Genomic DNA, 23,580 nt, shown 5'->3' with positions numbered 1-23,580 from the left:
TTTCGGAAATTACGCGAAGACGACGGGCCGCACCGGGCGAGTGGTGGCGGTGGTAATGATGGTGGTACCGGTCGACACGACCTGGCCGCCCGCGGAGGCGGGAACGAGCAGGTAGGCGTGGGCGGCGGTGATGACCATGGATCAAGAAAACTACGCCGCCGCCCTGCTTGTCAAGTGCTGCGCCGCAAAAGATCCCGGCACGTAAATCGCGGCGATCGTCGACCAACAAGTTGCGATTGTGACCATCCAGGCGGGGCAAGGCCTGCCCTACCCCACATGCTCCGCCACCGCCGCAGGGGGCCGATGCGCGTGCGCGCACATCAGCACGCCCGACACCAGGCAGACGATGGCCACCGTTTCCATCAGCGTCGGCCAGCGTTGCTGCCAGGCAAAGCCATACAGCAGGGCGAACAGGGTTTCGAAGACGATCATCTGCCCGGTGAGGGTCAGTGGCAGGTTGCGGCTGGCGCGGTTCCAGCAGGCATTGCCGAGCACCGAGGCGACCACCGCCACGCCCGCGCTGATCAGCCAGAAGTTCAGCCAATCGCCCGGCGGATGCACCGTCGCGCTGGTCAAAAACGCACTGGGCACCAGCACCAGGGCGAGCCCGCCGGTGGTGATGCCGGTGAGCAGCGACCAGTCATGCCCGGACAGATCCGGCCGGCGCGCCAGCCAGCGGCTGTTGCCGATGGAGTACACCGCCCAGGACAGCAACGCGCCGACCGCGCACAGCAGCCCGAGCAACCGGCGCCCGGCCGAGCCCTGCGCATGTTCGGCCATCAAGGCTTCATAGCCCACCAGCGCCACGCCAAGCAGGCACAGCAGCAGCGCCGGGGCCAGGCGACGCAGTGGCACCGCGCCTTCCTCGCGTACGCCGGCCAGGGTCACCACCACCGGGATCAATCCCACGATCAGCGAGGCGGCCGCACCACCGGCCCATTGCACGGCATTGGCCAGCAGCAGGAAGTAGACCAGGTTGCCGGCCAGGCTCAGCCACAACAGACCCCGCCACTCGGCCCAGGCCAGCCGCTCCTTGAGCTGCCGCCAGCGCGGCGCAAGCAGAACGACGGCAATCAGGCCGTAGACCAGATAACGGCCGGCGGAGAGCTGTACCGCGTTGAAGCTGTGCAGCATCGCCGGGGCCAGGAACACCACGCCCCACAGCGCGCCGGCGGCAATGCCGTTGGCGATGCCCACTCCCATCGATCGTTTCATTGCGGCTCACGCGGTATGCATTGGCCGCGCAGTGTAGAAGCCGCGCACCGCGACGTCTTGACCGAGGCTACTGCCGCCGGAAGGCCTGCGGGGTCAGCCCGGTTTCCCGGCGCAGGGCTCGGGTCAGCGCACTGTGCTCGGAATAGCCGGCATCCAGCGCGATCGTGGCGATGCTGTCGCTGCTGGTGAGCAGCCGGTGCTTGGCCCAGCGTAACCGGCAGGCACTCAGCCATGCCTGGGGAGGCACCCCGAATTCCTGGACGAAGGCCGCATGCAGGCGGCTGCCGCTGATGCCGACCAGCGCGGCCATGCGGGCCACGTTCCAGTCCGCGCCGGGGTTGGCCGAGAGCCGGGTACACAGGGCATGCAGGCGTGCCGCGCTGCCAGCGGGCGCGTACTGCTGCAGCAGGGTCGCGAGCAGACCCTCACTGCCGTGTGCGGGCGCACCGGCCAGGCGCTGGCGCACTCCCTTCGGCAGTGCCAGCCAACGCTGCCGGCGCAGGTGCTCCAGGGTGTGGTCATCGATCACCCCCGCCGGGCAATCGACGATCACCATCAGATGATCGCCATCGCCGGTCTGGGCATGTCCCTCGCCGGGCGCCACGAAGGCCCCCTGCAGCACATCCAGGCGGCCGCCAAACGCATCGACCTCGACCTCCAGATCGCCGCGCAGCGGCAGCACCCATTGCGCAAAGTCATGCCGGTCCACATCGGTGGACGTTCCGTAACACCGCAGGTGGCAGGCGCTGGCGTGCATGGGGATAGTCTGCGCGCTGGGTGAAGGCCGCTGCAAGCGGCGGCGAAACGCCCGCGCATCCGCGTACCATGGCAGCCGACCCGTCCAACATGGAGCGTTCACCGTGGCCTGCACCATCGTTCCTCTCAGTGACCGCCCCGACCTGCTGCCGATCCTGGCCGAGTGGTATTTCCAGGAATGGGGACGCCACGTGCCGGACCTGACCCTGCTCGATCAGCAGCAGCGGCTGGAAGTGTTCCTGCAGGACGACGAGTTGCCCCTGCTGCTGATCGCACTGGATGACGCGGTGCCGGTCGCCGCAGCGCAGCTCAAGTTCCATGAGCGGACCGAGCGCCCCGAACGATTGCATTGGCTGGGCGGCGTCTATGTCCATCCGGCGCACCGCGGGCGCGGCCTGGCCGAGAAAGTCATCGAAGAATTGCTGGTGCGCGGTCGCGCGCTTGGCGTACGCGATCTCTACCTGCAGACCGAAGCCGATGATGGGGGCCTGTATCGCCGGCTGGGCTGGGCACCGCTGGAATCACTGCAGCATGCCGCGGGCATGCCGGTCCGGATCATGGTCCGCAGCGTGGCCGCCGACCGCGTCGACTGAACGCGCGGTTGCGGCACCTTGGTTGAAGAATGAATGCGACGCCGGTGAACGGCGTCAGCGGAAGCGCACCGGCTGCGGTGCCGGGCGGTCGGCCAGCGAGCCGAGCGTGAACGTGTAGCCGGCCTCTTCCAGCAGCTTGCGCATGCGCAGCTCCGCGCGCTTGGGATAGGCCAGCGAGGTCGGTGCGTGCAGGGCGTAGGAGGTCGATTTCCCGGGCAGCGTTTCGCGGGTCACCGAGGACTGATTGGTCTCGCACGCGTTGGCCCACAGGTCCATCAGCACCTTCGGGCCGATGGATTGATTGTTGCTGAGACGAAGCGTCAGCCAACGCATGTGTTCCATGACAAATCCAAGCGGCTCTTTGTCCCGAGTATGCACCAATTCCCCCACTACCGTTCGGGGCCGTCCGGTGCGCTGGCAGCCACCGGGGAGTGTCGGGCAAAAACGAACAGCCCCGGCAGGGCCGGGGCTGTTCGGGTACCGCTTCAGGGAGCGGACTACTGGCGACCGTGGGGAATCGCCAGCGCACCGCCTGTCTGAAACTCAGTGCTTCATGGCGTGCTTGCGGTCGCGCATGACGGCATGGCATTCCTGCACCTGCGGCAGCAGACGCTGGACTTCCTGGCGCGCGGCCGGCGAGGTATCGGCGTCGGTCAGGGTGTCCTTGAACGCCTTCAGCAGGCGATCTTCGGATTCTTCCAGCTCGGCCACGTAGCCGTACTGCTTGTCGCCCAGGGTGGCGCGCACCTTGCCGTAGAACTGCTGCATGGAACCGACGAAGGTGCCATGGTCGGCCGGCTTGCCGCCCGCGGCGACAACGGTGGCGCTCAGCGAGCGGACGATCTCATTCTTGACACCGGCGATACGGGTGAAGAGCGCCGCCAACTCGGCATCTTCGACCTTGCCTGCGGCCTCGGTGTAGAACTCCTGGCCATCGCGGGCGATTTCGATCAGGTCGTTCAAGTTATGCGCGGTCTTCGATTCGGTATTCACTGCGATGTACTCCTGTTGGTCCGGTTTGGCCCGTGTGTTGTTGTCGGGGTGAGTCGACTTTTCCGCATCGGCCATGAAGTCGGCGTGACACTGAAATGCGAGTGTTCAGCGAGCTCAACGCACTGCGCGACAGATGTGCACGGCGCGTCGTCGAGGCGCGAAATGCGTGTTACTTCCCTGCACGTCTGCGCTTGATCCAGGCCAGACATTGCCCGGCAATCGCCGTGAGCAGAATCAGCGAATTGGTCACCGCGAAAACGATCGAGCCGGTCGCCGCGCTGTACGCAATGAACAACACCGAGGCCGTGATCTGGCCAACGAACAACCACGTCGATACCGCCTGTGCATCCTCGGCCGTCCACTGCTTCCATATCTGCCGCCACAGCGTGGCGATCAGCACGGCGGTCGCCGCCCAGCCGAGCAGATCAATGGGCGCCATCAGCGCGCCAGCAGTGACAGCGGCGCCACGTCGCCCGCCACCTCATCTGCCGCCACGCCAACGCGCTGTTCCAGGCGGCGCAGGAAGTCACTGAAACCGTGCGGTGCACGCGCGTGCCGGCGTGCGCTGGTCATCACCCGTGGGCTGGCCAGCCGCGCCACCTGCATGCCGGCCCCGTGCATGGCCTGGATCAGCGCGACGTCCTCACCGGTGGCCAGCGGCGCAAAGCCGCCGGACTGCCGATACGCCACTGCGCTGAAACCCATGTTCGCGCCGTGCACGTGCGGGTGCCCATCCACCGCATGCTCGCCCTGCAGGAACTGCTCGCGCACGGCCTGCGGGTAGTCCAACCAGTCACCCACCGCCACCACGCCACAGAAGGCATTCGCACCACACTGCAGCTGGCGCGCAAGCCAGTCCGGCGGCACCACGCTGTCCGAGTCGGTGCAGCCGATCCAGCGGGCCCCCAGCGCCAACGCGCGCTCACTCGCCGCCGCCCGTGCGACACCGACACACCCGGCGTCCACGCTGACCACTTCCACGCCCATGCGCTGGCAGATCCATTCCGTGGCATCACGGCACCGATCCAGCGCCACCACGATCACCACCGGCTCGTTGCGCAGGGCCGGATGCAGCGCCGCCACCTGCAGCGACTGCAGGCAGGCCGCGATCATTTGCTCTTCGTTGTGCGCGGGAACGGTCACGGCAATCATCGCAGGCCCTCGCGTTCGGCCACCGAGGTGGTCTCGGCCGACCAGCCTTCCAGCAGCATGTCCTCGTCGCGATACGAGAACAGGCGTGGCAGGCTGTCATCAAACTGCGCGTGCACGAACGCGGCGCTGCAGCGCGCCTGCTCGAACGGCACGCGCCAATGGCAGGCGATCACCACGCCCTGCGGCGTGAGCGATTGAACCACCTGCGCCGCCAGCTGACGCATGTCGTCTTGTGAGAGGTAGTAACCCATTTCACCCACCACGATCAGGTCGAACCTGCCTGCTGGCCAGTCGTGTGGATGACGCGCCTGCTCGACGGAAACGTGCGCCTGGCGCCGGGTCATCGCGCGCGCCGCGGCGACAGCGCCTTCGCTCAGGTCGGTGGCGAGCAGGTGATCGCAGCGCTCGGCCAGGGCCGCGGTCAGCACGCCGTTGGAGCACCCCAGCTCCCAGCCACGGCCAAAGCGCTCGCGCGGCAGGCTGGCCAAGGTGAGCGCGCGCTTGCGCTGCTCGTACCAGCGGGTCCGGTACTGGAAGGGGTCCTCCTTCTCATACAACGCGTTGAAGTAGGCGACATCACTCATCCGATCAATACCTCGTAGTTCCGTTCAAACCGCTGCAGCACAGCGGCAGGCAGGATGGGCTCGCACTCGAGCCCCGCCACTGCGCCGGTCTGGGTCACGAACTGCTGGATCGCATCGCGCTTGCGGTCCAGCAGGTCGTCCTCCAACGCATAGCGCGTCGCCGGCGCCCAAGCGGACGGTGCCGCCTGCGGGTCCAGCCAATGCCAGCCCCACACCGGGTATTCCTTCAACGCGGCGCCGCGCGCGGTGCAGGCCTGCACGCAGGCACGCGCGACCGCTTCATGGTCCGGGTGCCCATCGAAGCGCCACGGCGCCAGCACCAGATCGTCCGGGTGCAGCAAAGCCGCCAGCTGCTCGCCCATCCATGCCTCGCTGGCCGTCACCGCGCCATCGCCGATGTGCCAGGCAATCCGCGCTGCGCTCGCCAAGCCCAGGCAACGCAGCGCATCGTCCAGCTCAGCGGCACGGGCCACGCGCAGCCGCTCGGGCGACCACGCAGGCTGATCGGGATAGCAGGCTTCGCCGTCCGTCACCGAGACCACCGTGACCGCCAGCCCTGTCTGCTGCGCAAGCGACATCACGCCGCCGCAGGCGAGCACTTCATCGTCCGGGTGCGGCGACACCACCACCAGCCGCCGCGCATCGCCGAACAGCGCCGCAGGGGACGCAAGCGGCAGCGACTGCAACCACGGGGATGCTGCCCACTGCGCCTCGGTCACGCCGCCGCCTTCGATCTGACGGCTCACAGCGTCCATGCACGCCCCTCGCGGTGCATCAGGTTGCCAAGATGCTGCCAGTCGCGGTCGGCATGGCTCTGGCGGATGAAGACGGTCAGGTCAGCCCAGCGCCGGGCGTGCGCCGGGTCCAGGCACATCGGGCCCGGCCCAAGTGCCCTGCCGACCCGATCCAGCGTCAGGGAGGCGGCGCGCTCCACCGCACTGCGCGCTCGCACGATCTCACGCTGATGGGGTTGGTCGGGCTGTGCATCGATCAGCGCGGCCAGCTCGCGCAGCAGTGAGGCGCATGGCGACAGCGCCAGATCGATCTCACCCAGCAGGCCGGCCGCCGTGCCCGGTTCGTCGGCGCGCGCGCTGTGCAGCAATGGCTCAGCCAACGCGCTCGCCCCGCCGAACCAGCACGCCGCGATGCCTGCGCCACCATGCCAGAACCCCGGACGCTGCAGATAGGCATCCGCCGCGCCGATCTCGACGGCCGGCACCTGGTCGAAACAGGCGGTCCCACTCGGCACCCGCCCCATGCCCGTGGCCTGCCACGTCTGCGGCAGGAAACGCACGCTGGCCCGGCGCACCGGCACCAGGAACAGCCGCGATCGCCCGTCATCGCGCACCGTCACCAGCGCATGGTCCACCCAGCCGGCACCGGAGCACCACGGCTTGTCACCGGACAGCGTGCCGCTGGCGCGATCAAAGCGCAGGGTCGCCGCCGGCCCTTCGGCCGCCCATACCGCGCCCAGCCGATCGTGGTCCGGCATCGCGGCGCCCAGTTCTTCCAGGATCGCCTGCGCGTCGTAATGGGCTTCCAGCACCTTGGCCAGGCAGAGATCCCGCGCGGCGATATGCGCCAGCGCCTGCCAGCGCAGCAGCGTGTCCCCGCTGCCAGGGCGTGGCAACGAGGCTTGATGCTCGATCCAGGCGCGGGCCTGCGCCTGCAGGTCGTCGCCATCGGTCACCGGCGGCGGTGCCGCCGGCGGTACAAGAGAAGCCACGGCATTCATGTCAGGGCGTCAGGATCACCTTGCGGCAATCCTCCTCTTTGCGGTCGAAGATCTCGTAGCCACGCACCGCGTCTTCCAGCGACAGCCGGTGGGTCACGATCACGCCCGGATCCAGCCGGCCTTCGCCGATATGGTCGAGCAGCTCCGGCATCAGCTTCTGCACATGGGTCTGCCCCATCTTGAAGGTGAGGCCCTTGTCGAACGCATCGCCGAGCAGGAAGCCGTGAATGAAGCCCGCATACACGCCCGGGATGCTCACCGTGCCACCCCGACGGGTCGCAGCGATGCACTGGCGGATCGCCACGCCGCTGCTGCCTTCCACCTTGAGCGTCGTCAGCGCCGATTCCAGCGCACTGCCCTCGGCCTCGAAGCCGACCGCTTCGATCGTGGCATCCACGCCGCGGCCGTTGGTCTGGGTGATGATGTATTCCGCCGGATCCTCCACCTGGGTGAAATCGATCGGGGTCACGCCGTAGGTCTGCTGCGCGAAGGCCAGGCGATACGGCAGGTGGTCGACCATGAAAATCGTCTCCGCCCCCAGCAAGCGGCAGCACGCCGCACTCATCAGCCCGACCGGGCCGGCACCGAAGATCGCCACCGTGGAACCCGGCTTCACGCCTGCGTTGATCGCGGCCTGGTAGCCGGTCGGCAGGATGTCGGAAAGGAACAGCACCTGCTCATCGGACAGCGCATCCGGAATACGCAACGGCCCGACATTGGCCTTCGGTACGCGCACGAACTCCGCCTGCCCGCCGGATACACCACCATAGAGATGGCTGTAGCCGAACAGCGCTGCCGGCGGGCGGATGCCCTTCTGGTTCACCGCGGCGCCCTTGCCGGTGTTGGTGGTCTCGCAGGCCGCGAACTCGGCGAGCCGGCAATGGAAGCACTCACCACACGCAATCACGAACGGAATCACCACGCGGTCGCCCGGGCGCAGATCGATCACGCCCGCACCCACCTCCTCCACCACGCCCATGAACTCATGGCCGAGCACGTCGCCGGTATGCAGATCCGGGATCTTGCCGCGATACAGATGCAGGTCCGAGCCGCAGATCGCCGTGGCGGTCACGCGCAGGAGGATGTCATCCGGGGCGGCCAGCGCGGGATCGGGCACGGTATCGACCCGTACATCCTTGCTGCCGTGGTAAGTCAGTGCGCGCATAGCAGACTCCGTTATCCAAGTACCTCTGTGGTACGTGGTACGGCGTGGCAGCGTCGTGACCGCACCGTGTGCGGCGTGTCTATCCGGGTGAGCGCGCCCCCCAGCAGAGGCTGGCGCGCATGGCGCTCCGCAGCGCATGAGGACTGAATCATTCATTCTGCGCGCGCGGCGAGCGCCGCACGCGATGGTCGCTTACTCCACCGAGGGCGCCGAAGGCGTCTCCGGGTCCGGCGGCAGTTCCTGCGGCGGCGATGCGGGTGCGGGGTCGCCCTCCGGTGGGATTTCCTGCGGCGGCTCCTGCGCAGGCGGGTCGCCACGGCCGGGCTCTTCCACCGGCGGCGCGGGCGGCACGGGTTCCGGGGTCGGGTCCGGCACCTGGGCGATCACATCATCGAATGGGGCCATCGTTTCACTGTCCAGTGCCATGTACATCGCGTGTGTTCCTGTTGTGGGACTGCGCCCGACGCTACGCGGCGCACCGTCAACATCCAGCGAGGGCGAGCGTGACCGACGAGCGCTCCCGCTCAGTCATTGCCGTCGGCGCGGCGCTTGTTCACCGTGATCTCGCCGGAGGTTTCCAGCACTGCCAGGTCGACCTGCCCGAAACCTTCACAGCCGTTGGCGCGCATCGCCACTTCCAGATCCGCCGGGCTGACATTGCAGCGTTTCACCTGCTCCCAGTAGATCGTGCCGTGCCGCGCCAGCACCACCGGCACGCCCTCCACGATCTCGTTGAGGCGCTTGCTGCGCGCCCCCAGAAAGCCGACGAACCAGTTCAGACCGATCAGCGTCGCGGCCAGAATGAGCCCGCCAGGCAGCGAGGTGTCCTCACCGATCAGCGAGTTCTGCACGGCCGTGCCCAGCAGCACGATCACCAGGATGTCGAACGGGGTGGACTGCCCCATCGAACGTTTGCCGCTCATGCGGGTCAGCAACAGGACCACCACATACACCGCAACCGCGCGGACCACGAACTCCCACCATTCCATTCCCAGCTCGAACATCTCATGCATCGCGGCAGCCTCCGTGTGGCGAGGTCTGGACGATAGGAACTCCCAGGTGAAGCCGATGGGAGCACCCGCCCTTCACGGCACCCCCGCTCCTTCGTAACAGCGGCAGGGCTAGCGTCGAGGCATCACCGCCCTACCCGTTTGCGCAGGAGACACACCATGCAGCACGACAAAACCCCGCCCGCCTCCACCGAAGACGCTCACGCCGCGCACAACTGCCCTCCGGCGGAAGGCACGGTCGACAAGCAGCGCTCGGAGAACCATGACGAGGCGCTGGAAGAGACGTTCCCGGCCAGTGACCCGATTTCTCCGTTCGTTGCGGCCAAGCCGCCGAAGGATGACAAGTACGAGAAAGATCCGGATGCAGCGCGGCTGAAGACGGAGAACGAGGGCTACAACCAGCGCGGCCACGGCAAGGGTGGCAAGGCCGGTGAAGGGGAGCCGGATGGCGTCCGCGAGGATGACGGCATCACCCAGCCGAACTTTGGGCAGGGTGGTACGTCTGGCAAGCAGACGTTGGATCGCTGACCGAACGAGGACCTGTCATGACTACTGCACCGCGAGCGCCCGCCACGAAAGAAGACGACCAGCAGAAGAGCCATACGCCGGACAAGCTGAGGAACGATGACGCCCGGTGGAAGGACAAGGACATGCCGGAGGCCGAGCATGGGGCGACGCCTGAGGATTATGAGCGGCCGGAGAAGGTGTAAATGCACCATCGGCTCAGCTACCATTTGCGCCATATTTCAGGGAGGAATGGCGATGAAGAGGCGCGGGCTTTTGATTGCGATGATGCTGACGATTAGCGGTTGCGGCCCATCGGACCAGGAAAAGCAGATCGCCAAGGTGGAAGCCAAGCTCAAAGAGCATCTGAAAGACCCTGACTCCGCCAAGATCGTGGTCACCGAGATCTTTCCCATGTTCGACGGCGAAGTGGCGTGTGGCACGGTGAACTCCAAAAACAGTTTCGGCGGTTATACCGGTGAGATGAGCTTCATCCTTCCCATGTCCGAGACCGGCACGATGTGGAACCCAAGCATTGCGGACAGCGAGCTGCTCTCCTCATTGCTTCCCGATAGCTGCGCCTTCATCAAGGCGTATGCCCAGCGGCCAGGCATGGTTGGGGTACCCGCCGGACTGGAGCAGTTGAGGGCTTTCTCGAAGGAATACCTACCGTTCGCGGAGAAAAGTGCCAACGAGGCCCTGCAAAGGCAGCGCCGGGAATGATCATCGGAATCAGGGGGCGTGTACCCCTGACCTGGGCGCTCTCTCGCCCCCGCTTGCTCGCCTGAGGGGGCCAGGCATCCGGTAGCTCCGCAGGGGCCACGAGCTGGGCCGCGGTTACGCCACGAATGTCATTGGTGACCCCGGCCCGATTCGAACGGGCGACCTTCCCCTTAGGAGGGGGACGCTCTATCCAGCTGAGCTACGGGGCCACTTGGTGAAGTGAAGGATACCGCGAAATGCCCTTTCCTGACCAAGCATGCGTCAATCACCACCCGGCTATCGCGGAGTAAAACTGAAACCCTTAACTATCCTTCTGTCCTACGAGAATCTCGCGACAAGTAACCATCCTTCAGGCTCTTACTATTTCGTGACTACCAAGGTCCTTCGGTCTCGACTTCAGAACAGGAATGAATGATACAAGGTTAGGGCGCGGTCAGTGCCAGCGTGGCTCTGTGCAAAGCACGCGATTCAACGAGGGTCGGCCCCACCTTCGCAGCCACGTGTGGGATCTCGACTTAATTGGCCGGTGGAGCATCAGGAGTAGGGACGGCGCCGAAACAACCTGCTCGGGGCGGTCGTATTGGCCTCTCGCGTGGACCGTCTTCATCGAGAGCGAGATAGGCCCGCATCTGAAGTCCGAAGGCTGGCATAACTGCGTACACGCCGGAGGCTAGGCGGTATACCGGCAAAGCTATCCTTGTCGGCGTGGCAGCCGTTGAAAGCACGATACGGGGTTTGGCCAAGGCTCAGCCTATGGATGTGCGCGTGACATATCCTTAGCCACCCTGCTTGAGCCCCTGCCCCATGCCGAATATTTGGGTGATGCTGTCCCAACTGGGCGACAGCCGTCTGTTGCTGCCTACCGCTGCCGTTTTGATTGCCGCAGGCCTGTGGCTGCGACATGCCTGGGCGCGGCGCTGGGCGGTCAACCTGATCGTGGTCGGGTTGGTCGTGCTGGCATCAAAGCTTGCCTTTTTGGGCTGGGGCATCGGCATTCCGCGACTGGACTTCACGGGGCTCAGCGGACATGCGGCGATCTCCGCCATCGTTTGGCCGGTGGTGCTGTGGCTACTCTCCGGCAGGGGCAGGCTGGGGAGATGGGGCGTTGCTCTGGGCCTGATGCTAGCGATTGCCATCGCGTATTCCCGGTTGCCGTTGAATGCGCACTCCTGGTCAGAAGTGATCGGCGGATTCGTGGTGGGGGCGGCTGGAGCGCTGATTACCATTTCGGTAGGGGTCTCAGCCCAGCGCCTGCACCGCGGGTGGGTTGCGGGTGCGCTCCTGGCAGGCCTCTGCGTTCCCATCGCTATTCCTCAGGCTCATACGCACCAGATGGTTGTACAGCTTGCAAAAACGCTGTCCGGCACCGTGAAGGAATTTGATCGCGAAACGTTGCGCCATAGAGACCGCGACTCGACGCGCTGAAATGCCCCCCGCCCCTGTCAAAACAAAAAAAAGCCCGGCGCGTTGCGCCGGGCTTTTTGGCCTCAAGCCGATGATCAACTTCAGCTCTTGTCGTCGGATGCGTACTCGTAGTACCCGTAGCTGTAGTACCCGGTTGCACGCTTCTCAACCGCGTTGAAGATCGCACCCTTGACCTGCACACCGTTCTGCTCAAAGCGCTGCATGGTGAGCAGAATCTCCTTCGCCTGGTTCACACCAAAGCGCGTAACGAGCAGCGTGGAGCCGGCGTGAGTGGAAACGAGCGCGGCATCGGTCACGGCGAGGATCGGCGGCGTATCCACGATCACCAGATCGTACCGCTGCGAGAGAAGCTCGATCAGCTGCTGGAACCGGGGGTGCATCAACAGCTCGGCAGGGTTCGGGGGAATGTCACCACGAACCACGTAGTGCATGTTATCCAAACCCGGCAAGGCATGAATTGCCTCTTCAATCGCGAGCTTGCCGCACAAGACATCCGACAGGCCATTCTGATTCGAAACACCCAGCAACTTATGGAGAGTGCCCTTACGCATATCCGCATCGATCACAAGCACCCGCTGGCCGGTCTGCGCAATCACCGCTGCAAGATTACTCGATACGAACGTTTTGCCTACACCTGGGCGAGGACCAGAGATAGCCAAGATGTTGTTCTTCGCCTCCAGCATCGCGAAGTGCAGACTCGTCCGCAGGCTTCGCAGCGCCTCTACGGCTGGATCGGCAGGGTCAGTAACCGCCAATAGATGCTGACGACCATCAGCAATTACTCGAGTGCCATGTTTGCCCTTGCGTAATTTTGGCATGGAGCTCGATACGCTAAGTGGGATTGCCGCATAGATAGGCAAGCCAAGTTCTTCAATCTCAGCCGGGTCTTCAATACCTGGGTTGAGCATTCGCTGAACGAAAACGAGCGAAGTTGCAAGAAAAGCACCAAGCAATGTCGCAATAGCAACGATCAATGCCTTGCGCGGCTTGATCGGATTCGCAATATCAACAATGGCTGAATCGACGATGCGCACGTTACCCACCGCTCCCGCCCGGGCAACGTCTAACTGCTGAGCCTGGTTCAGAAGCGCGGTGTACAGCTCATTACTCACCTGCAGATCTCGCGTCAGACGCAGGAGCTCCTGCTGAGTGTCGGGAAGATTCCCAACCTCTCGCTTGAACCCGGCTTTACGCGACTCAAGCTCACCAATTTGATTCAGAAGCGCCCGATAGGCAGGGTGTTCCCTCGTAAAGCTGCGATCCATCTCAGCCTGCTTCAGTCGAAGCTGCTGAATACTACCCTCCACCGCAACTTCCTGCTCAAGCAAGCCCTTTGTCTGCATGGTGATGTCGACCGAGTTTGCACGCGACTGATAAGCCGTCATCGCAGCCTGGGCTTGTTCCACCTCTCGCCGAATAGCCGGCAACTGATCCCTCACGAACTGAAGCTGGGAAGCCGCTTCAGCGGAACTGCGGTCCACGTTCTGGCGAACATAGGCATCTGCCACACGCTGAACAAGAGCCTGGGCGCGCAACGGTTCCTTGTCCTCGTACGTCAGCACGAGAATGCCAGACTCCTTACCCTGCTCAGTCGCTTTGATGTCCTCCTGCAGACCGGCCAGCACATCCAACCGACGCAGCCTCGTAACCTCGAAGCGAGCGCCGGGATTCGCCCGAAGAGATTCGACTTCCAACAGTACCCCACGCCCCTTCGCAGGTTGACCGACTTTACCGCGAAGCAGCTCACCGCCGTCTTCGTCGAACAGTACAAAATCTCCATTTGAATCGCCAACTTCAAGTGTTAACGGAACATCGACCATCCGTTGCGGAACTTCAAGGCGATGCACCAAAAGCTCCTCGCCGCCCCAAGAGAAGGTAGACATCCCAAATCTCGGAGGCGCCACGTCCCCATCGTCGAAAGCCTGAAAGCGACGAGCAAAAAAAGACCCCAAGATCGGAAACCTGCGCGGTTCAACTTGTATCTCGAGATTAAGCTGGTCGACGGCGGTCCCGATCACGCTACGAGACGTCAGCAGAGCCACCTCGGTAGCGGCAGCCGTGCTACCACTTCCCCCAAGCGAAGTCAGGTCTGCCAATCCAGGAATCGAGGGCATCTTCGATTCAACTTGAACCATTGCTTGGGCCTGATAAATCGGCGGCGCTAACAGTGCGTAAGCAACACCAAGCGCGAGGAACACCGCAGTGCTTAGGATGATCCACCACTTCCGGTCAATCACTATACCTAGCAACTCTCGAAGATCGATCTCATCATCCTTGGCGACACGGGGTTCCATTTGCTTCTTCATCGCTTCCACTTCATTATCAGGGGAACAATCACAGAGATGTGACAGATCTGCAGTTCGACGGCTCTTGGCCATCGCATACTTCGTTCTCAGTTCGGCAACAACATGCCGCTAAAGCGCAGCGTAACGTCCAACAACCCGCGACCTCACGCCGCCAAGGCGCTGAAGGCGCGCTCTGCGAAGCAAGTTGAGAACCCGGCTGTGTCAATAGTCTACCTCATTCATCCGACTCAGCGCCGAACGACCCCCAACCCACGCCATCAAGATCCCTGTCCGAGAGCCGAATCCAGCCCCCGTTGGCTCCTCGACGCTACCTTGATACCATCGGTAGCTGGCTCACCTCGACTGACTGAATACAGGTCCGCCCCAGATGCAAGCGGGTTGAGCGCCAAACGCGGCGTTCGATGTATACATCACACTGGAATGCCGACTGGAGTAGCCCGGGCGGGTCCACTCGGAAGTCGGCCTTGAGTGTACAAGTTCACTAAGATCGCCCTGATAGCATCAGCTTTTGCAAAGCAAAGCACCTGTCAACAGGCTGCCGCAACAACCTCGCCAAGACGAACACAAATGGACTTGAAAGGACTTGAAATGGAGATCACCACAGCTGAATTACCGTTCAGCCCGCCTCCCCCTCTCCGAAGATGCGCTGCGTGAGGACCGTCAGAACACGGCGGGGGCAGTGCCGCTTCAGCGCAACCAGGTTCGACCGGCTCCGACGTTCGCCATGTTACCTGACTGCAGTAGAACTCGCTTCAGCAGTCCAACTTCAGCAACTTTCCAAGGCCGTCTACTAGACTGCTGAGGCATAGCCAATGCAGCGGACCAAAATTGACGAATATCGGTTGATATCTCATTGAACAAAAATAACTACAAATTCCCAACCGTGACAGTGGGTGGACTCGTCACCGCGTCGGTGACTCGACGAGAGCTTGCCGAAGTGATGGTTAGAGACTGCCGCTTAGCGCGTGAGAATTTAGCCGAATGGTTGCCTCGAGTTGTTTTTTCATCAAACGGCCAAGGCATTGCTCTAGCGGGGCAAGATGCCGAGTTCGCGGCCACGATGGCAAAAGCGGACATCATCCATGCTGACGGGATGCCCGTGGTCTTCGCGAGCCGAATGACGGCCCATCCATTGCCAGAACGCATCGCGACCACTGACTTCTTCCACGACGCAGCCAAAGCAGCTGAGGAGCAGGGTCTGAAGTTTTTTATTCTTGGCGCCGAGGAAGAGCAGAACAGAGCCGCAACCGAGGAAATAGCCAAGATGTACCCACAGCTCAAGATAGTAGGGAGGCGTAACGGTTACTTCCCGGCTGAACTTGATGCTGAAGTTTGCGAAGAGATTCGTGAAAGCGGAGCCGATGTCTTGTGGGTAGCGCTCGGGAAACCTCGACAAGAGCGCTGGGCGATCGAAAACAGGCAAAGACTGAGAGGCGTGGGCTGGATCAAGACATGCGGAGGGCTCTACGCTTTCTTGGCAGGTGATGCGCCAAGGGCCCCCCTCTGGATGCAGCGGTGTGGACTAGAGTGGCTATACCGCGCAGCAAAGGAACCAAGGCGCCTTGCATTTCGGTACATTATTACAAACCCCTACTCACTCTATCGCCTACTTAGTGCAACCCACCGCTGAGCAAGACCTAGCGTGCCCAGCGCGAATTTCGCTATCAGCTATCAGATATAAGACGGATGGATATGAAAACCCTAAAGGCGGATAGCCTGGCCCACTTGTCCAAGCACCATGGAAGGCTACTGAATTTCTGGATCGAAGGACATGAGAGGCCGGATGTATCTATCGAGAATCACTGCGATATGGTGTATTCATTATTCCTCTTGGGCGAACTCCAGAATATTTCAGGCGCGGCCGTTGATTCGTTTTGCGGGCATGTTCAAACGGTTGCGTTGCCGGGGTGGGACGCTCAGAACGATCTAGGCCCCAGCCTGTCGGTTCACAATTGCGCTTACCTCTTTGGAGCAATGAACCTACTGGGCCTTTACTTCCATAATCTATACGCCCGAGTACTTGCTGGACGCACCTTCAATCTTGCGGCAATAGCCGATGCAGATACGTTAACGCCAAAGTTTTCAGCAAAGTGGGCACATCATAGCTGGAGAGTTAGTCATTGGCTTGGGGGAGTGCCGTCCATCCTGCTTTCCCTAGAGTCTAGCCACAGCGATTCGCTACCGTCATCTGCAAGCGCGGCCGCCTGCCGAACGGCAGTCGATAAGCTAATTGATCCAGGCACCGGCCTAATCCGAGCCTATAAGAGCACAATCTTGCAGAAATTGTTTCGCGCGGCGTATGGATTGAGGCACTCTCCTGACCTCGGCGATATGGGCGGCATCGCCCACATCCTGTGGATCGATCATGCAATGGGGAAGCGCTATGTGGCTGTCGATTCGATAAGAGAGGAATCGTCGCGACTACTTCAAAAGAATAAGCCTTTTATGGAAAATGTCCCGTACTGCTTGGACTTCGACGTTATCCAAGCGTTGCGCACGTCCATCCAACAGACCGGCACTCCAGCAACCGCGAGCGAGATAAAGAGGTCCAGCGACCTCATGATAAGCATTGAAGAATTCTTCAAGTGCACGCCAGACCACTTCAGCCTTCACAAAGTTCCAGGCGCGCTTGCTACTCATCACGAGTGCTCGCTATTGCTGGGACATGCCCACTCCCCTTCGTCGAATGGACCCCCGCTAGACGTAATTCTGGCAGCAAAGTGGCTTTGATGGAACGCAGCAATCGAAAGGCGTATTGATCTCAATGAAAATTCTTTTTTTGCTTACACAGTTGGAATCCGGCGGGGCCCAGACCCGCGTTGCGCAATCGGTCGAGCTGTTACGGAGTCAAGGCGAGGATGTTGACCTAGCTTTTTTTTATGAGAAGCGCGCGTGCTTCGACGAGGTACAGAAACTCATCCTTGCTAAGCGAAGGGGTGGCGGCGCGATGAACATCCTCGGAGGAATCCTCGCGCTTGCGCGCCTCGTCAAACGAAATAACTATGACGTTGTCGTGACGAACACAGCACCCGCCAACATCATTGGCAACACCATTGGCTGGCTTCTTGGGCTCAGAGGTCGAGTTGCATATCAGACTCAGCCGCCTGCCAGGCTATCGACTGCCTATAGGATCGCAGACCTACTTGTGGGGACCACTGGAATTTACAAGATAAATATCGTTAACTCCGAGTGGACCAGAGGTTGCTTTGATAATCATCCTCGACGTTACCGGGAGAAGCTGCATCTTCTTTACGATGGAATCGTGCCACCCCCAGTACCGGATACCAAGATGGTGGCGCGGCGAGCCTTGGGCATTCCCGAGGACAAGCGCCTGATCCTAAATGTCGGCAGACTGTCGGCCCAGAAGGACCAGCGGACTCTGATAGAAGCGATGTCGGCGGTGGATGGAACCCTTTACATCGCAGGCGACGGCGAGCTAAAACAGGAGCTTGCGACGCTGGCTGCCGAGTGCGCACCAGGGAAAGTGGTATTTCTTGGGGAACTACCTCGAGATGACCTTGGCATGTACCTCGCCGCAGCAGACGTCTTTGCCTTCTCCTCTAAATGGGAGACTTTTGGGTTGGCATTGGTTGAGGCAGCGTCTTATGGGTTGCCAATGGTTGTTACCGACCTGCCAGTGTCGAGAGAAGTTCTGGCCGTGAATGGCCAAGGCGATGAGAGGTCAAGCTGTACCTTTGTAGTACCTGGTGATGTTGAAGCATTCAGGAATGCTCTGAATACTGCCCTCAATGACAGCGCATTGGGCAAAGCTTCCACGCCACACCTGTGCCAAACATTTACAATCGAATATCATACAGCCGAGCTGCTGCGCCTGTGCAGACTGGCGGCTGCATAGACCGAACCATGAGACCGATTTCAATAGCCTTGGCATATCTGCTCTCTCAGTTGCCGCAGCTGGTACACGCGGCAGATGTACAAGGAAAACTGATTTCTTGGTGCCCAGGACCCTCCACAAATAGGGCAGCTGTTGGCCCGGCGCATGGCTACCTGCACCGCCCATCTCGTGCACAAGAGAGAGTTGAGACAGAAGGAACTATGCCGGGCAATGGCCTGCATGACTCCAGCGTCCGGGCGAAGTCAGACTGGTTCGGCATGCGGTTATTGGCTCTTGCTTGGCGCAACACTGGTGACAAACGTTATCTGGACAAGGTTGCAGCTCAATTTGACAGTTGGATGGGTGTCTATCACCCATCCCACAATCCAATCAATGACACCGATCTTGACGCCCTAATTGACGCATATGCGATCACCAAGGATTCCCTGCCAGAGAAAACGGAATTGGCTGTTCACAGATTTCTTAGTCAAGCAGGACACCAGTATGCCACTGAGATGACTGAAAACCAAGGACGGCGAGGCGTGTGGATCAGCAACTGGCAAAGTCACCGAATAAAACTGGTGACCTTGATAGCTGTCGCTACCGACGATTCTCCACTACTCGATTCCGCTGAGCAGTTCTATGCTGCGCAGGTTGCAGAAAACATAGACGAGAGTGGGGCCACATATGACTATAAGCTTCGTGATGCTCTGCATTACGCCGTTTATACTCTGGAGCCGCTTACTCGCTCAGCAATCGCAGCCCAGTCTGCCGGTCGCGACTGGTTCTCATCAGAAGGAATAGGAACTGGACGCCTTCGAAAAGGAATTCTGTGGTTGCAAGAGTACGCGTCTGGCCACACTGGACATTTTGAGTTCACAAACTCGAGAGTGCCATTCGATATCGCCCGTCGTGAGGCAAAGGTCCCCGGTTTTTCTGGAACTTGGAGGAAGGAAGGGGCAAATAGTCTTTTCTGGCTTGCCTCAGAATTAGATTCAACCTTTGTCGCCACAGCAACCACTCTTGGACCCGCTCCTGCATGGGCCACGGCCTGTTTTGGCATTCCAAAAAAATGAAGAAAGATATTCAGTGACTGTCAAGAGCCAAGAGCGGCACAGCGCAATCTACATGATGGGCCGAATAATCCCAGCTGCGGTAAATCTCGCCTCTACAGCGATTTTCACTCGACTGGCCGCTCCCGAATCATATTCGACCTATGTCCTCGCCTATGCAACTGCGCAGATAGGCAGTGCACTCCTATTTCAGTGGCTTCGACAAGGCCTCCTGCGATTTTCCTCTTCCGCTCCACGGCAAGATGTTATCGGAACAATTGGGGCGCTTTATAGCGGGCAAGCCTTGCTCACAATCGCCCTGACCGCGGTCGCTTGGGCCATCAGTGACATGCAGGACCCTACAATTCTCTTGTTGTGTGGAGCTCTGACGCTTGGACAGGCCTGGTTTGACCTCGCCCAAGAGCTGCAGAGGGCTGATATGCAATCCAAGCGGTATGGCATATTGTTTCTTGCACGATCGGCGAGTGGACTGATACTAGGCACAATCGCGCTAGTAATGACAGATAGCGGATTCTGGCTAACGTTTGGAGTTCTTCTGTCCTTTATTGCCCCGCCATTTCCTTTCATCTGGCGTCACCTAGGTAATGGACGTCTAAATACCGCACTCCTTTCGGAGGTGGTGCGGTATTCTTGGCCTTTAATGATCTCGACCTCACTCGCAACGGCCGCCATGGTCGGTGATAGGCTGCTAGTAGCCGCCCTGCTGAGCCCTGAAGAAGCCGGGCAGTACGGCCCAGCTGTAGACATCGCACGGCAAAGCATCTTCGTCTTTGTCCAAGGAATCGCGCTAGCTGGCTACCCCATGGCAATCCGAGCTCTCGAGAGCGGAGACCGCAAAGGCGCAGAAGAGCAGCTCCGCAAAAACGTCGAACTATTGCTTCTAGTCTCAGCCCCTGCCACGCTGGGACTAATTGCGGTTAGTGACAGCGTTGCCGCACTCCTACTTGGCTCAGAGTATCAAGAGTCGGCCAAGCTGCTGTTGCCTATATCAGCTGTCGCCTCATTCTTCATGTGCTTGCGCACCTTCTATTTCGACCAAGCTATGCAACTAGGCAAGAAGACTGGTGCTCAAGTAGTCGTCTCGGCCGCAATCATCATTGTGTTCCTCGGCTCTGCCTATCTCCTAATACCCATGTTTGGAATGATGGGAGCTGCCGCAGCTTTACTATTTTCACAAGCCTCGGGCCTTGTCATTTCTTACTCCGTCGGCCGCTCATACTTCGAGCTCCCCTTCCCGATGGGCTCTGCCCTGAAAATACTCGTCGCTTCGTCCGGCATGTTTGCAGTGCTCACTGCGGTAAAGAGCCTTCTCCCCGGCTCGGGACCGGCCATACTTGTACCCTTGGTACTCACAGGGGTGACAATATATGGATTGTTGATATTTCTATTCGACGTCCTATCTGTCAAAGAAATACTACTCAAGAAGTTCACAACCTGGCGAAACAAATGAAAAATCCAATTAACGCGCCAGGCCGCAAGGAACAGCTCTATGTTGGCGCTTCAATAGTGGCGCTCAGTGGCGGCCTCTTTCTCCTGTTTTTTGAGAACGCCAGGTTCGCCACAGAACCTCAGAGCAATTCACTGGCACAGATCATGAGCGCACCCGCCCTTCTATATGCGGCATTTAATCTACTCCTGCGCCCATCGCTATTGTTGACAGTCGTCTGGCGCAACCCGCTTCCGATCATTCTCTGCTTACTCTGCGTCTGCTCTGTTACTTGGTCCATCGATCCTACTGGTACCGCGCGACGGAGCATCATCCTAACCGGCTTGACTCTCTTTTCTTACTGCTTATGCATTCGATTTGACGCGTCACAGCTAGTGCGGGTGCTGTGCTACTCGTTTATTGCAATAAGTGTGATTGGATTGGCTGGCGCACTTCTTCTTCCAGGCACCGCGATTCATCAAGATCAGCACCACCCGGCAATTCGGGGGTTTTTCGCCCAGAAAAATATCGCGGGGCGTGTACTACTGCTTGGCATTATCTGCGGAATGATCACAGCCGTCAGCGTAAGACGCTCGCGGATTCTTGCGATATTCACAGTGGCGACGTGCACTTTAGCAGTTATTGCCAGCCTTTCAGCAACCGCCCTTCTCGACCTCCTGATTGTCCTTGCCGTTTTCTCGATGGCATTGCTTTGGCGGCGTCTTCACAGGTCGACGATGATATTCGCTGGATTACTAGCGATTCTCGTAGTGCCATGGGCAATCTATATTGCGTATGAGCACGTGCTTCTGAAATTAATCGCCACAACTGGTCGCGACATTACACTTACGGGCCGAACCCTAATCTGGGCAGAGCTATTCTCGCAGGTGCGAGAAAGCTCCCCACTCCTCGGCTTTGGATACGAGGCGTTTTGGACTGCCGACAACGGCGGGGCAGCAACTACTCGATGGATCGGCCTCGGACCTTATGTGCCACCACAGGCTCATAACGGACTGATCCACGCACTCACCGCCCTTGGACTCGTGGGTGCTGCACTTTGTATCTATTCAACGTTTAAGCTGATAGCAATGTCGGCAAAGTGCCTCAGCCTGGGAGACGACGCCACGTCGGCACTCGGCGTGATGGGCGTAACATTTTCAGCCTACTTTTTTGTTATCAACATCGCAGAAAATGAGTTTTTGACGTACAACAGCATAGTTTGGTGCCTATTTGTCTCGCTTTACGTTTACACAGCTAAAGCAATCACTCAGATGAATCGAGAAGAACGTTGATCATATTTGCACTCTACTCACTTGCAGGGGGCGGCGATAAGGGCGCATCCGGCGGAAATATCTCAAATGTTGAACTCATAAAAGAACTAGCAAAATCAAGAGGCGTGACGGTCATAGCCCCATCGGTGTCTGATTCGCTCAGCCGAGACCTGCAGGAGTGCGGAGTGACGGTAATCACCTCCAGCTTTAGCCGCCGAGGCATTCTCGCCCGCCTTGCGAAAAGGCGCTGGATCAGATCAACCATCTCAGAGGCGATCCATTCTTTGGCCGACACGAGCATTGTTGTGGCATCGAATGGCACCTGCGATCTTGCGTATGAATCGCTTTCAAAACACAGACCCACACCTGCAGATCGCCCAAGGCTCTTTGTACTGTGCAGGGCATTCGAGGACATGTTCTATACCCGTTTATCAGCTTCATACACATCGATGGCAAAAGGATTTCTCTTCGATGCAATCTCCCTAGGACGAACTCGAAGGGCATATCGCGCCGCAGACCGAGTCATTGTCAATAGTTCCTTCATGAGGTTAACAGTAATCGACTATTTCGGACTCAATTCAAGTCAGATACACATACTGTATCCTCCGGTAGAAAATGCTGACTGGGCTTGGCGCGCGCCATCAAACAAGCCCGTAGTTGGAATAATCAATCCAAGTAGACACAAGGGCGAAGGCATCTTCTTGGCACTTGCCGACAGGTTCAGCGACGTCGAGTTCACTTACTTCGGCGCAATAGACAAACAATACTGCCAGCCAAATATAACGTACGGCGGCTGGATGAGTGACTCGAACGCCCTATATTCAAAAATCGACGTACTGATTGTACCGTCACGATGGCATGAGCCATTTGGGCGAGTTGCCGTAGAAGCCATTAATCACGGCATCCCAGCACTTGTCTCATCGAAAGGCGGCCTTCCGGAAACAATCGATCCTGAATTCGTTGTACTCGGCGAGACGACGGACGATTGGGCCGCCCCACTAGAACACATACTTATGCCCGGAAATAGCTGCAAGGAAGCGTGGCAACGATCGAAGTCCATTACTGCAAAATTCTCGCCCACACACCATCACTCAGCTATTCGTGGAATATTTTCATAGTGCCGCCAACCTAGTTCCACATTGCCGAGCGACCACGCTTTTTTGTTGCTATGGCAATGTAGCCGTGATGCCGGTCAAACGAGGTGCAAATCATCTAGCTGACTGATCCGTGATCGGTAGATGCCGCGCCCGCAAGGCGGCTCGTTGCTCCGATCACCTCGGTGGCCTCCAGGAACCACGGTGGGGTCAAGCACTCGCGGCAGCACCAAGGCACCCCGGAGCGTTGGAGGTCCACTTCAGTTTGATTTCATGCGTTTTGGAACTTGACACCGGAGGTAAGATCCCGCGAACATAGGTGTGATAGAGCCCCTACACGGATCAGGAGTCGAATTTTATGAATAGGATGTTTGCAGTGTTGGCCTTGCTGGCCGTATCGACCGCACCTGCTTTTGCACAGGATGGGCAGGTTGAGCAAAGCACCGGTGTAACGACCAGCGCCGAAGTCGCTGGTGCGGAAGGCGCCGGCCTCTCGACTGCGGCAATTGCCGGAACTGCCTTTGCAGTGGTCGCGACGTCGGCTGTCCTGTATAGCATAGGCGGTGACAGCTCCAGCGGCGAGAACGATGCTGGCGGTGGCGGTGGCGGTGGTGGCGGCGACGGCGGCGGCGGCACCGGCGGTACGGGTGGCACCGGCGGTACGGGCGGAACTGGTGGCACGGGTGGCACGGGTGGAACTGGCGGCACCGGCGGCTGATT

At 60.2% G+C, this 23,580-nt stretch carries 27 protein-coding genes and 1 tRNA gene; 13 read left to right on the top strand and 15 right to left on the bottom strand.

Features of this window, described 5'->3' with window-relative positions; all coding sequences use genetic code 11:
- Window positions 1–9: 9 nt before the first annotated feature.
- The 3 genes from ABE546_RS07895 to ABE546_RS07885 all read right to left on the bottom strand — a co-directional run bounded on the left by ABE546_RS07895 (window position 10) and on the right by ABE546_RS07885 (window position 1,972).
- Window positions 10–138, bottom strand: a complete 129-nt coding sequence (locus tag ABE546_RS07895; protein ID WP_346463165.1) for a hypothetical protein — start codon at window positions 136–138, stop codon at window positions 10–12.
- A 129-nt stretch (window positions 139–267) separates the two neighbouring features.
- Window positions 268–1,215, bottom strand: a complete 948-nt coding sequence (locus ABE546_RS07890; RefSeq protein WP_346463163.1) for a DMT family transporter — start codon at window positions 1,213–1,215, stop codon at window positions 268–270.
- A gap of 67 nt (window positions 1,216–1,282) precedes the next feature.
- Window positions 1,283–1,972 (bottom strand): AraC family transcriptional regulator, encoded by a 690-nt coding sequence (locus ABE546_RS07885; RefSeq protein ID WP_313218151.1) that lies wholly within the window; start codon window positions 1,970–1,972, stop codon window positions 1,283–1,285.
- A 103-nt stretch (window positions 1,973–2,075) separates the two neighbouring features.
- On the opposite strand from ABE546_RS07885, the gene ABE546_RS07880 reads away from it, so the two are divergent.
- A complete protein-coding gene (locus ABE546_RS07880; protein WP_313211825.1) occupies window positions 2,076–2,564 on the top strand; it encodes a GNAT family N-acetyltransferase in 489 nt (162 codons plus the stop codon).
- 54 nt (window positions 2,565–2,618) lie between these two features.
- On the opposite strand, the gene ABE546_RS07875 is transcribed toward ABE546_RS07880, so the two are convergent.
- The 10 genes from ABE546_RS07875 to ABE546_RS07830 form a co-directional block, all read right to left on the bottom strand.
- Window positions 2,619–2,906: a hypothetical protein gene (locus tag ABE546_RS07875; RefSeq protein WP_046272599.1), complete on the bottom strand. Its 288-nt coding sequence runs from the start codon at window positions 2,904–2,906 to the stop codon at window positions 2,619–2,621.
- A 201-nt stretch (window positions 2,907–3,107) separates the two neighbouring features.
- Window positions 3,108–3,557, bottom strand: coding sequence for a PA2169 family four-helix-bundle protein (locus tag ABE546_RS07870; RefSeq protein ID WP_019183020.1), 450 nt, complete (start codon window positions 3,555–3,557; stop codon window positions 3,108–3,110).
- Window positions 3,558–3,726: 169 nt separating this feature from the next.
- Window positions 3,727–3,996: a hypothetical protein gene (locus tag ABE546_RS07865; protein ID WP_346463162.1), complete on the bottom strand. Its 270-nt coding sequence runs from the start codon at window positions 3,994–3,996 to the stop codon at window positions 3,727–3,729.
- The gene (locus ABE546_RS07860) at window positions 3,996–4,709 is read right to left on the bottom strand and encodes a glycosyltransferase (protein WP_346463160.1); all 714 of its coding nucleotides are present in this window, start codon (window positions 4,707–4,709) and stop codon (window positions 3,996–3,998) included. Before ABE546_RS07860 ends, ABE546_RS07865 begins: the two co-directional genes overlap by 1 nt.
- Entirely contained in the window at window positions 4,706–5,302 is a 597-nt protein-coding gene (locus tag ABE546_RS07855) for a class I SAM-dependent methyltransferase (protein ID WP_313211850.1), read from the bottom strand. The genes ABE546_RS07860 and ABE546_RS07855 overlap by 4 nt, the downstream gene beginning before the upstream one ends.
- Window positions 5,290–6,048 (bottom strand): PIG-L deacetylase family protein, encoded by a 759-nt coding sequence (locus tag ABE546_RS07850; RefSeq protein ID WP_346463158.1) that lies wholly within the window; start codon window positions 6,046–6,048, stop codon window positions 5,290–5,292. Before ABE546_RS07850 ends, ABE546_RS07855 begins: the two co-directional genes overlap by 13 nt.
- Window positions 6,036–7,028, bottom strand: coding sequence for an acyl-CoA dehydrogenase (locus ABE546_RS07845; RefSeq protein WP_346463156.1), 993 nt, complete (start codon window positions 7,026–7,028; stop codon window positions 6,036–6,038). The genes ABE546_RS07850 and ABE546_RS07845 overlap by 13 nt, the downstream gene beginning before the upstream one ends.
- A 1-nt stretch (window position 7,029) precedes the next feature.
- Window positions 7,030–8,193 (bottom strand): zinc-dependent alcohol dehydrogenase, encoded by a 1,164-nt coding sequence (locus tag ABE546_RS07840; protein ID WP_346463154.1) that lies wholly within the window; start codon window positions 8,191–8,193, stop codon window positions 7,030–7,032.
- Window positions 8,194–8,385: 192 nt separating this feature from the next.
- Window positions 8,386–8,625 (bottom strand): hypothetical protein, encoded by a 240-nt coding sequence (locus tag ABE546_RS07835; protein WP_313211837.1) that lies wholly within the window; start codon window positions 8,623–8,625, stop codon window positions 8,386–8,388.
- A gap of 92 nt (window positions 8,626–8,717) precedes the next feature.
- A complete protein-coding gene (locus tag ABE546_RS07830; protein WP_346463153.1) occupies window positions 8,718–9,206 on the bottom strand; it encodes a YetF domain-containing protein in 489 nt (162 codons plus the stop codon).
- 156 nt (window positions 9,207–9,362) lie between these two features.
- Here ABE546_RS07830 and ABE546_RS07825 point away from each other — a divergent pair, with 156 nt between their 5' ends.
- Genes ABE546_RS07825 through ABE546_RS07815 form a run of 3 tightly spaced genes read left to right on the top strand, consistent with a single transcriptional unit; the run spans window position 9,363 to window position 10,430 of the window.
- Window positions 9,363–9,731, top strand: coding sequence for a hypothetical protein (locus ABE546_RS07825; protein WP_346463199.1), 369 nt, complete (start codon window positions 9,363–9,365; stop codon window positions 9,729–9,731).
- Between the two features lie 17 nt (window positions 9,732–9,748).
- Window positions 9,749–9,913 carry a hypothetical protein gene (locus tag ABE546_RS07820; RefSeq protein ID WP_346463151.1) on the top strand — a complete coding sequence of 55 codons (165 nt, stop codon included), beginning with the start codon at window positions 9,749–9,751 and terminating at the stop codon, window positions 9,911–9,913.
- 52 nt (window positions 9,914–9,965) lie between these two features.
- On the top strand, window positions 9,966–10,430 hold the full coding sequence (locus tag ABE546_RS07815; RefSeq protein WP_346463149.1) for a hypothetical protein: 465 nt from the start codon (window positions 9,966–9,968) through the stop codon (window positions 10,428–10,430).
- A gap of 132 nt (window positions 10,431–10,562) precedes the next feature.
- Here the strand turns inward: ABE546_RS07815 and ABE546_RS07810 are convergent.
- Window positions 10,563–10,639: transfer RNA gene (locus ABE546_RS07810), tRNA-Arg, on the bottom strand.
- A gap of 613 nt (window positions 10,640–11,252) precedes the next feature.
- Between ABE546_RS07810 and ABE546_RS07805 the strand changes: the two genes are divergently transcribed.
- Window positions 11,253–11,855, top strand: coding sequence for a phosphatase PAP2 family protein (locus ABE546_RS07805; RefSeq protein WP_346463147.1), 603 nt, complete (start codon window positions 11,253–11,255; stop codon window positions 11,853–11,855).
- Between the two features lie 80 nt (window positions 11,856–11,935).
- Here ABE546_RS07805 and ABE546_RS07800 read toward each other — a convergent pair whose 3' ends face one another.
- Window positions 11,936–14,161, bottom strand: a complete 2,226-nt coding sequence (locus tag ABE546_RS07800; RefSeq protein ID WP_346463145.1) for a polysaccharide biosynthesis tyrosine autokinase — start codon at window positions 14,159–14,161, stop codon at window positions 11,936–11,938.
- A gap of 853 nt (window positions 14,162–15,014) precedes the next feature.
- Here ABE546_RS07800 and ABE546_RS07795 point away from each other — a divergent pair.
- The 8 genes from ABE546_RS07795 to ABE546_RS07760 all read left to right on the top strand — a co-directional run bounded on the left by ABE546_RS07795 (window position 15,015) and on the right by ABE546_RS07760 (window position 23,578).
- Window positions 15,015–15,791, top strand: coding sequence for a WecB/TagA/CpsF family glycosyltransferase (locus tag ABE546_RS07795; RefSeq protein WP_346463143.1), 777 nt, complete (start codon window positions 15,015–15,017; stop codon window positions 15,789–15,791).
- Window positions 15,792–15,847: 56 nt separating this feature from the next.
- The gene (locus tag ABE546_RS07790; protein WP_346463142.1) at window positions 15,848–16,891 is read left to right on the top strand and encodes a hypothetical protein; all 1,044 of its coding nucleotides are present in this window, start codon (window positions 15,848–15,850) and stop codon (window positions 16,889–16,891) included.
- Window positions 16,892–16,925: 34 nt separating this feature from the next.
- Entirely contained in the window at window positions 16,926–18,017 is a 1,092-nt protein-coding gene (locus ABE546_RS07785) for a glycosyltransferase family 4 protein (RefSeq protein WP_346463140.1), read from the top strand.
- A gap of 29 nt (window positions 18,018–18,046) precedes the next feature.
- The gene (locus ABE546_RS07780) at window positions 18,047–19,072 is read left to right on the top strand and encodes an alginate lyase family protein (RefSeq protein ID WP_346463138.1); all 1,026 of its coding nucleotides are present in this window, start codon (window positions 18,047–18,049) and stop codon (window positions 19,070–19,072) included.
- Between the two features lie 13 nt (window positions 19,073–19,085).
- The gene (locus ABE546_RS07775) at window positions 19,086–20,519 is read left to right on the top strand and encodes a lipopolysaccharide biosynthesis protein (RefSeq protein WP_346463136.1); all 1,434 of its coding nucleotides are present in this window, start codon (window positions 19,086–19,088) and stop codon (window positions 20,517–20,519) included.
- A complete protein-coding gene (locus ABE546_RS07770; RefSeq protein WP_346463134.1) occupies window positions 20,516–21,787 on the top strand; it encodes an O-antigen ligase family protein in 1,272 nt (423 codons plus the stop codon). Before ABE546_RS07775 ends, ABE546_RS07770 begins: the two co-directional genes overlap by 4 nt.
- Complete coding sequence (locus ABE546_RS07765; protein ID WP_346463133.1) at window positions 21,784–22,884, top strand: glycosyltransferase family 4 protein; 1,101 nt, start codon at window positions 21,784–21,786, stop codon at window positions 22,882–22,884. The genes ABE546_RS07770 and ABE546_RS07765 overlap by 4 nt, the downstream gene beginning before the upstream one ends.
- Window positions 22,885–23,218: 334 nt before the next feature.
- Window positions 23,219–23,578, top strand: coding sequence for a hypothetical protein (locus tag ABE546_RS07760; protein WP_346463131.1), 360 nt, complete (start codon window positions 23,219–23,221; stop codon window positions 23,576–23,578).
- The last annotated feature ends 2 nt before the right edge of the window (window positions 23,579–23,580 follow it).

This window comes from Stenotrophomonas sp. TWI377, from assembly GCF_039674525.1.
GTDB lineage: Bacteria > Pseudomonadota > Gammaproteobacteria > Xanthomonadales > Xanthomonadaceae > Stenotrophomonas.
The sequence above is the reverse complement of the archived record's forward strand: the minus strand, read 5'-3'. Positions and strand labels throughout refer to the sequence as shown.

Coding starts and splice junctions, on each gene's coding strand:
- ABE546_RS07895 (WP_346463165.1), bottom strand. CDS start 138: ATGGTCATCACCGCCGCCCACGCCTACCTGCTCGTTCCCGCCTCCGCG.
- ABE546_RS07890 (WP_346463163.1), bottom strand. CDS start 1,215: ATGAAACGATCGATGGGAGTGGGCATCGCCAACGGCATTGCCGCCGGC.
- ABE546_RS07885 (WP_313218151.1), bottom strand. CDS start 1,972: ATGCACGCCAGCGCCTGCCACCTGCGGTGTTACGGAACGTCCACCGAT.
- ABE546_RS07875 (WP_046272599.1), bottom strand. CDS start 2,906: ATGGAACACATGCGTTGGCTGACGCTTCGTCTCAGCAACAATCAATCC.
- ABE546_RS07865 (WP_346463162.1), bottom strand. CDS start 3,996: ATGGCGCCCATTGATCTGCTCGGCTGGGCGGCGACCGCCGTGCTGATC.
- ABE546_RS07860 (WP_346463160.1), bottom strand. CDS start 4,709: ATGATTGCCGTGACCGTTCCCGCGCACAACGAAGAGCAAATGATCGCG.
- ABE546_RS07850 (WP_346463158.1), bottom strand. CDS start 6,048: ATGGACGCTGTGAGCCGTCAGATCGAAGGCGGCGGCGTGACCGAGGCG.
- ABE546_RS07845 (WP_346463156.1), bottom strand. CDS start 7,028: ATGAATGCCGTGGCTTCTCTTGTACCGCCGGCGGCACCGCCGCCGGTG.
- ABE546_RS07840 (WP_346463154.1), bottom strand. CDS start 8,193: ATGCGCGCACTGACTTACCACGGCAGCAAGGATGTACGGGTCGATACC.
- ABE546_RS07835 (WP_313211837.1), bottom strand. CDS start 8,625: ATGTACATGGCACTGGACAGTGAAACGATGGCCCCATTCGATGATGTG.
- ABE546_RS07830 (WP_346463153.1), bottom strand. CDS start 9,206: ATGCATGAGATGTTCGAGCTGGGAATGGAATGGTGGGAGTTCGTGGTC.
- ABE546_RS07825 (WP_346463199.1), top strand. CDS start 9,363: ATGCAGCACGACAAAACCCCGCCCGCCTCCACCGAAGACGCTCACGCC.
- ABE546_RS07820 (WP_346463151.1), top strand. CDS start 9,749: ATGACTACTGCACCGCGAGCGCCCGCCACGAAAGAAGACGACCAGCAG.
- ABE546_RS07815 (WP_346463149.1), top strand. CDS start 9,966: ATGAAGAGGCGCGGGCTTTTGATTGCGATGATGCTGACGATTAGCGGT.
- ABE546_RS07805 (WP_346463147.1), top strand. CDS start 11,253: ATGCTGTCCCAACTGGGCGACAGCCGTCTGTTGCTGCCTACCGCTGCC.
- ABE546_RS07800 (WP_346463145.1), bottom strand. CDS start 14,161: ATGAAGAAGCAAATGGAACCCCGTGTCGCCAAGGATGATGAGATCGAT.
- ABE546_RS07790 (WP_346463142.1), top strand. CDS start 15,848: ATGGATATGAAAACCCTAAAGGCGGATAGCCTGGCCCACTTGTCCAAG.
- ABE546_RS07785 (WP_346463140.1), top strand. CDS start 16,926: ATGAAAATTCTTTTTTTGCTTACACAGTTGGAATCCGGCGGGGCCCAG.
- ABE546_RS07770 (WP_346463134.1), top strand. CDS start 20,516: ATGAAAAATCCAATTAACGCGCCAGGCCGCAAGGAACAGCTCTATGTT.
- ABE546_RS07760 (WP_346463131.1), top strand. CDS start 23,219: ATGAATAGGATGTTTGCAGTGTTGGCCTTGCTGGCCGTATCGACCGCA.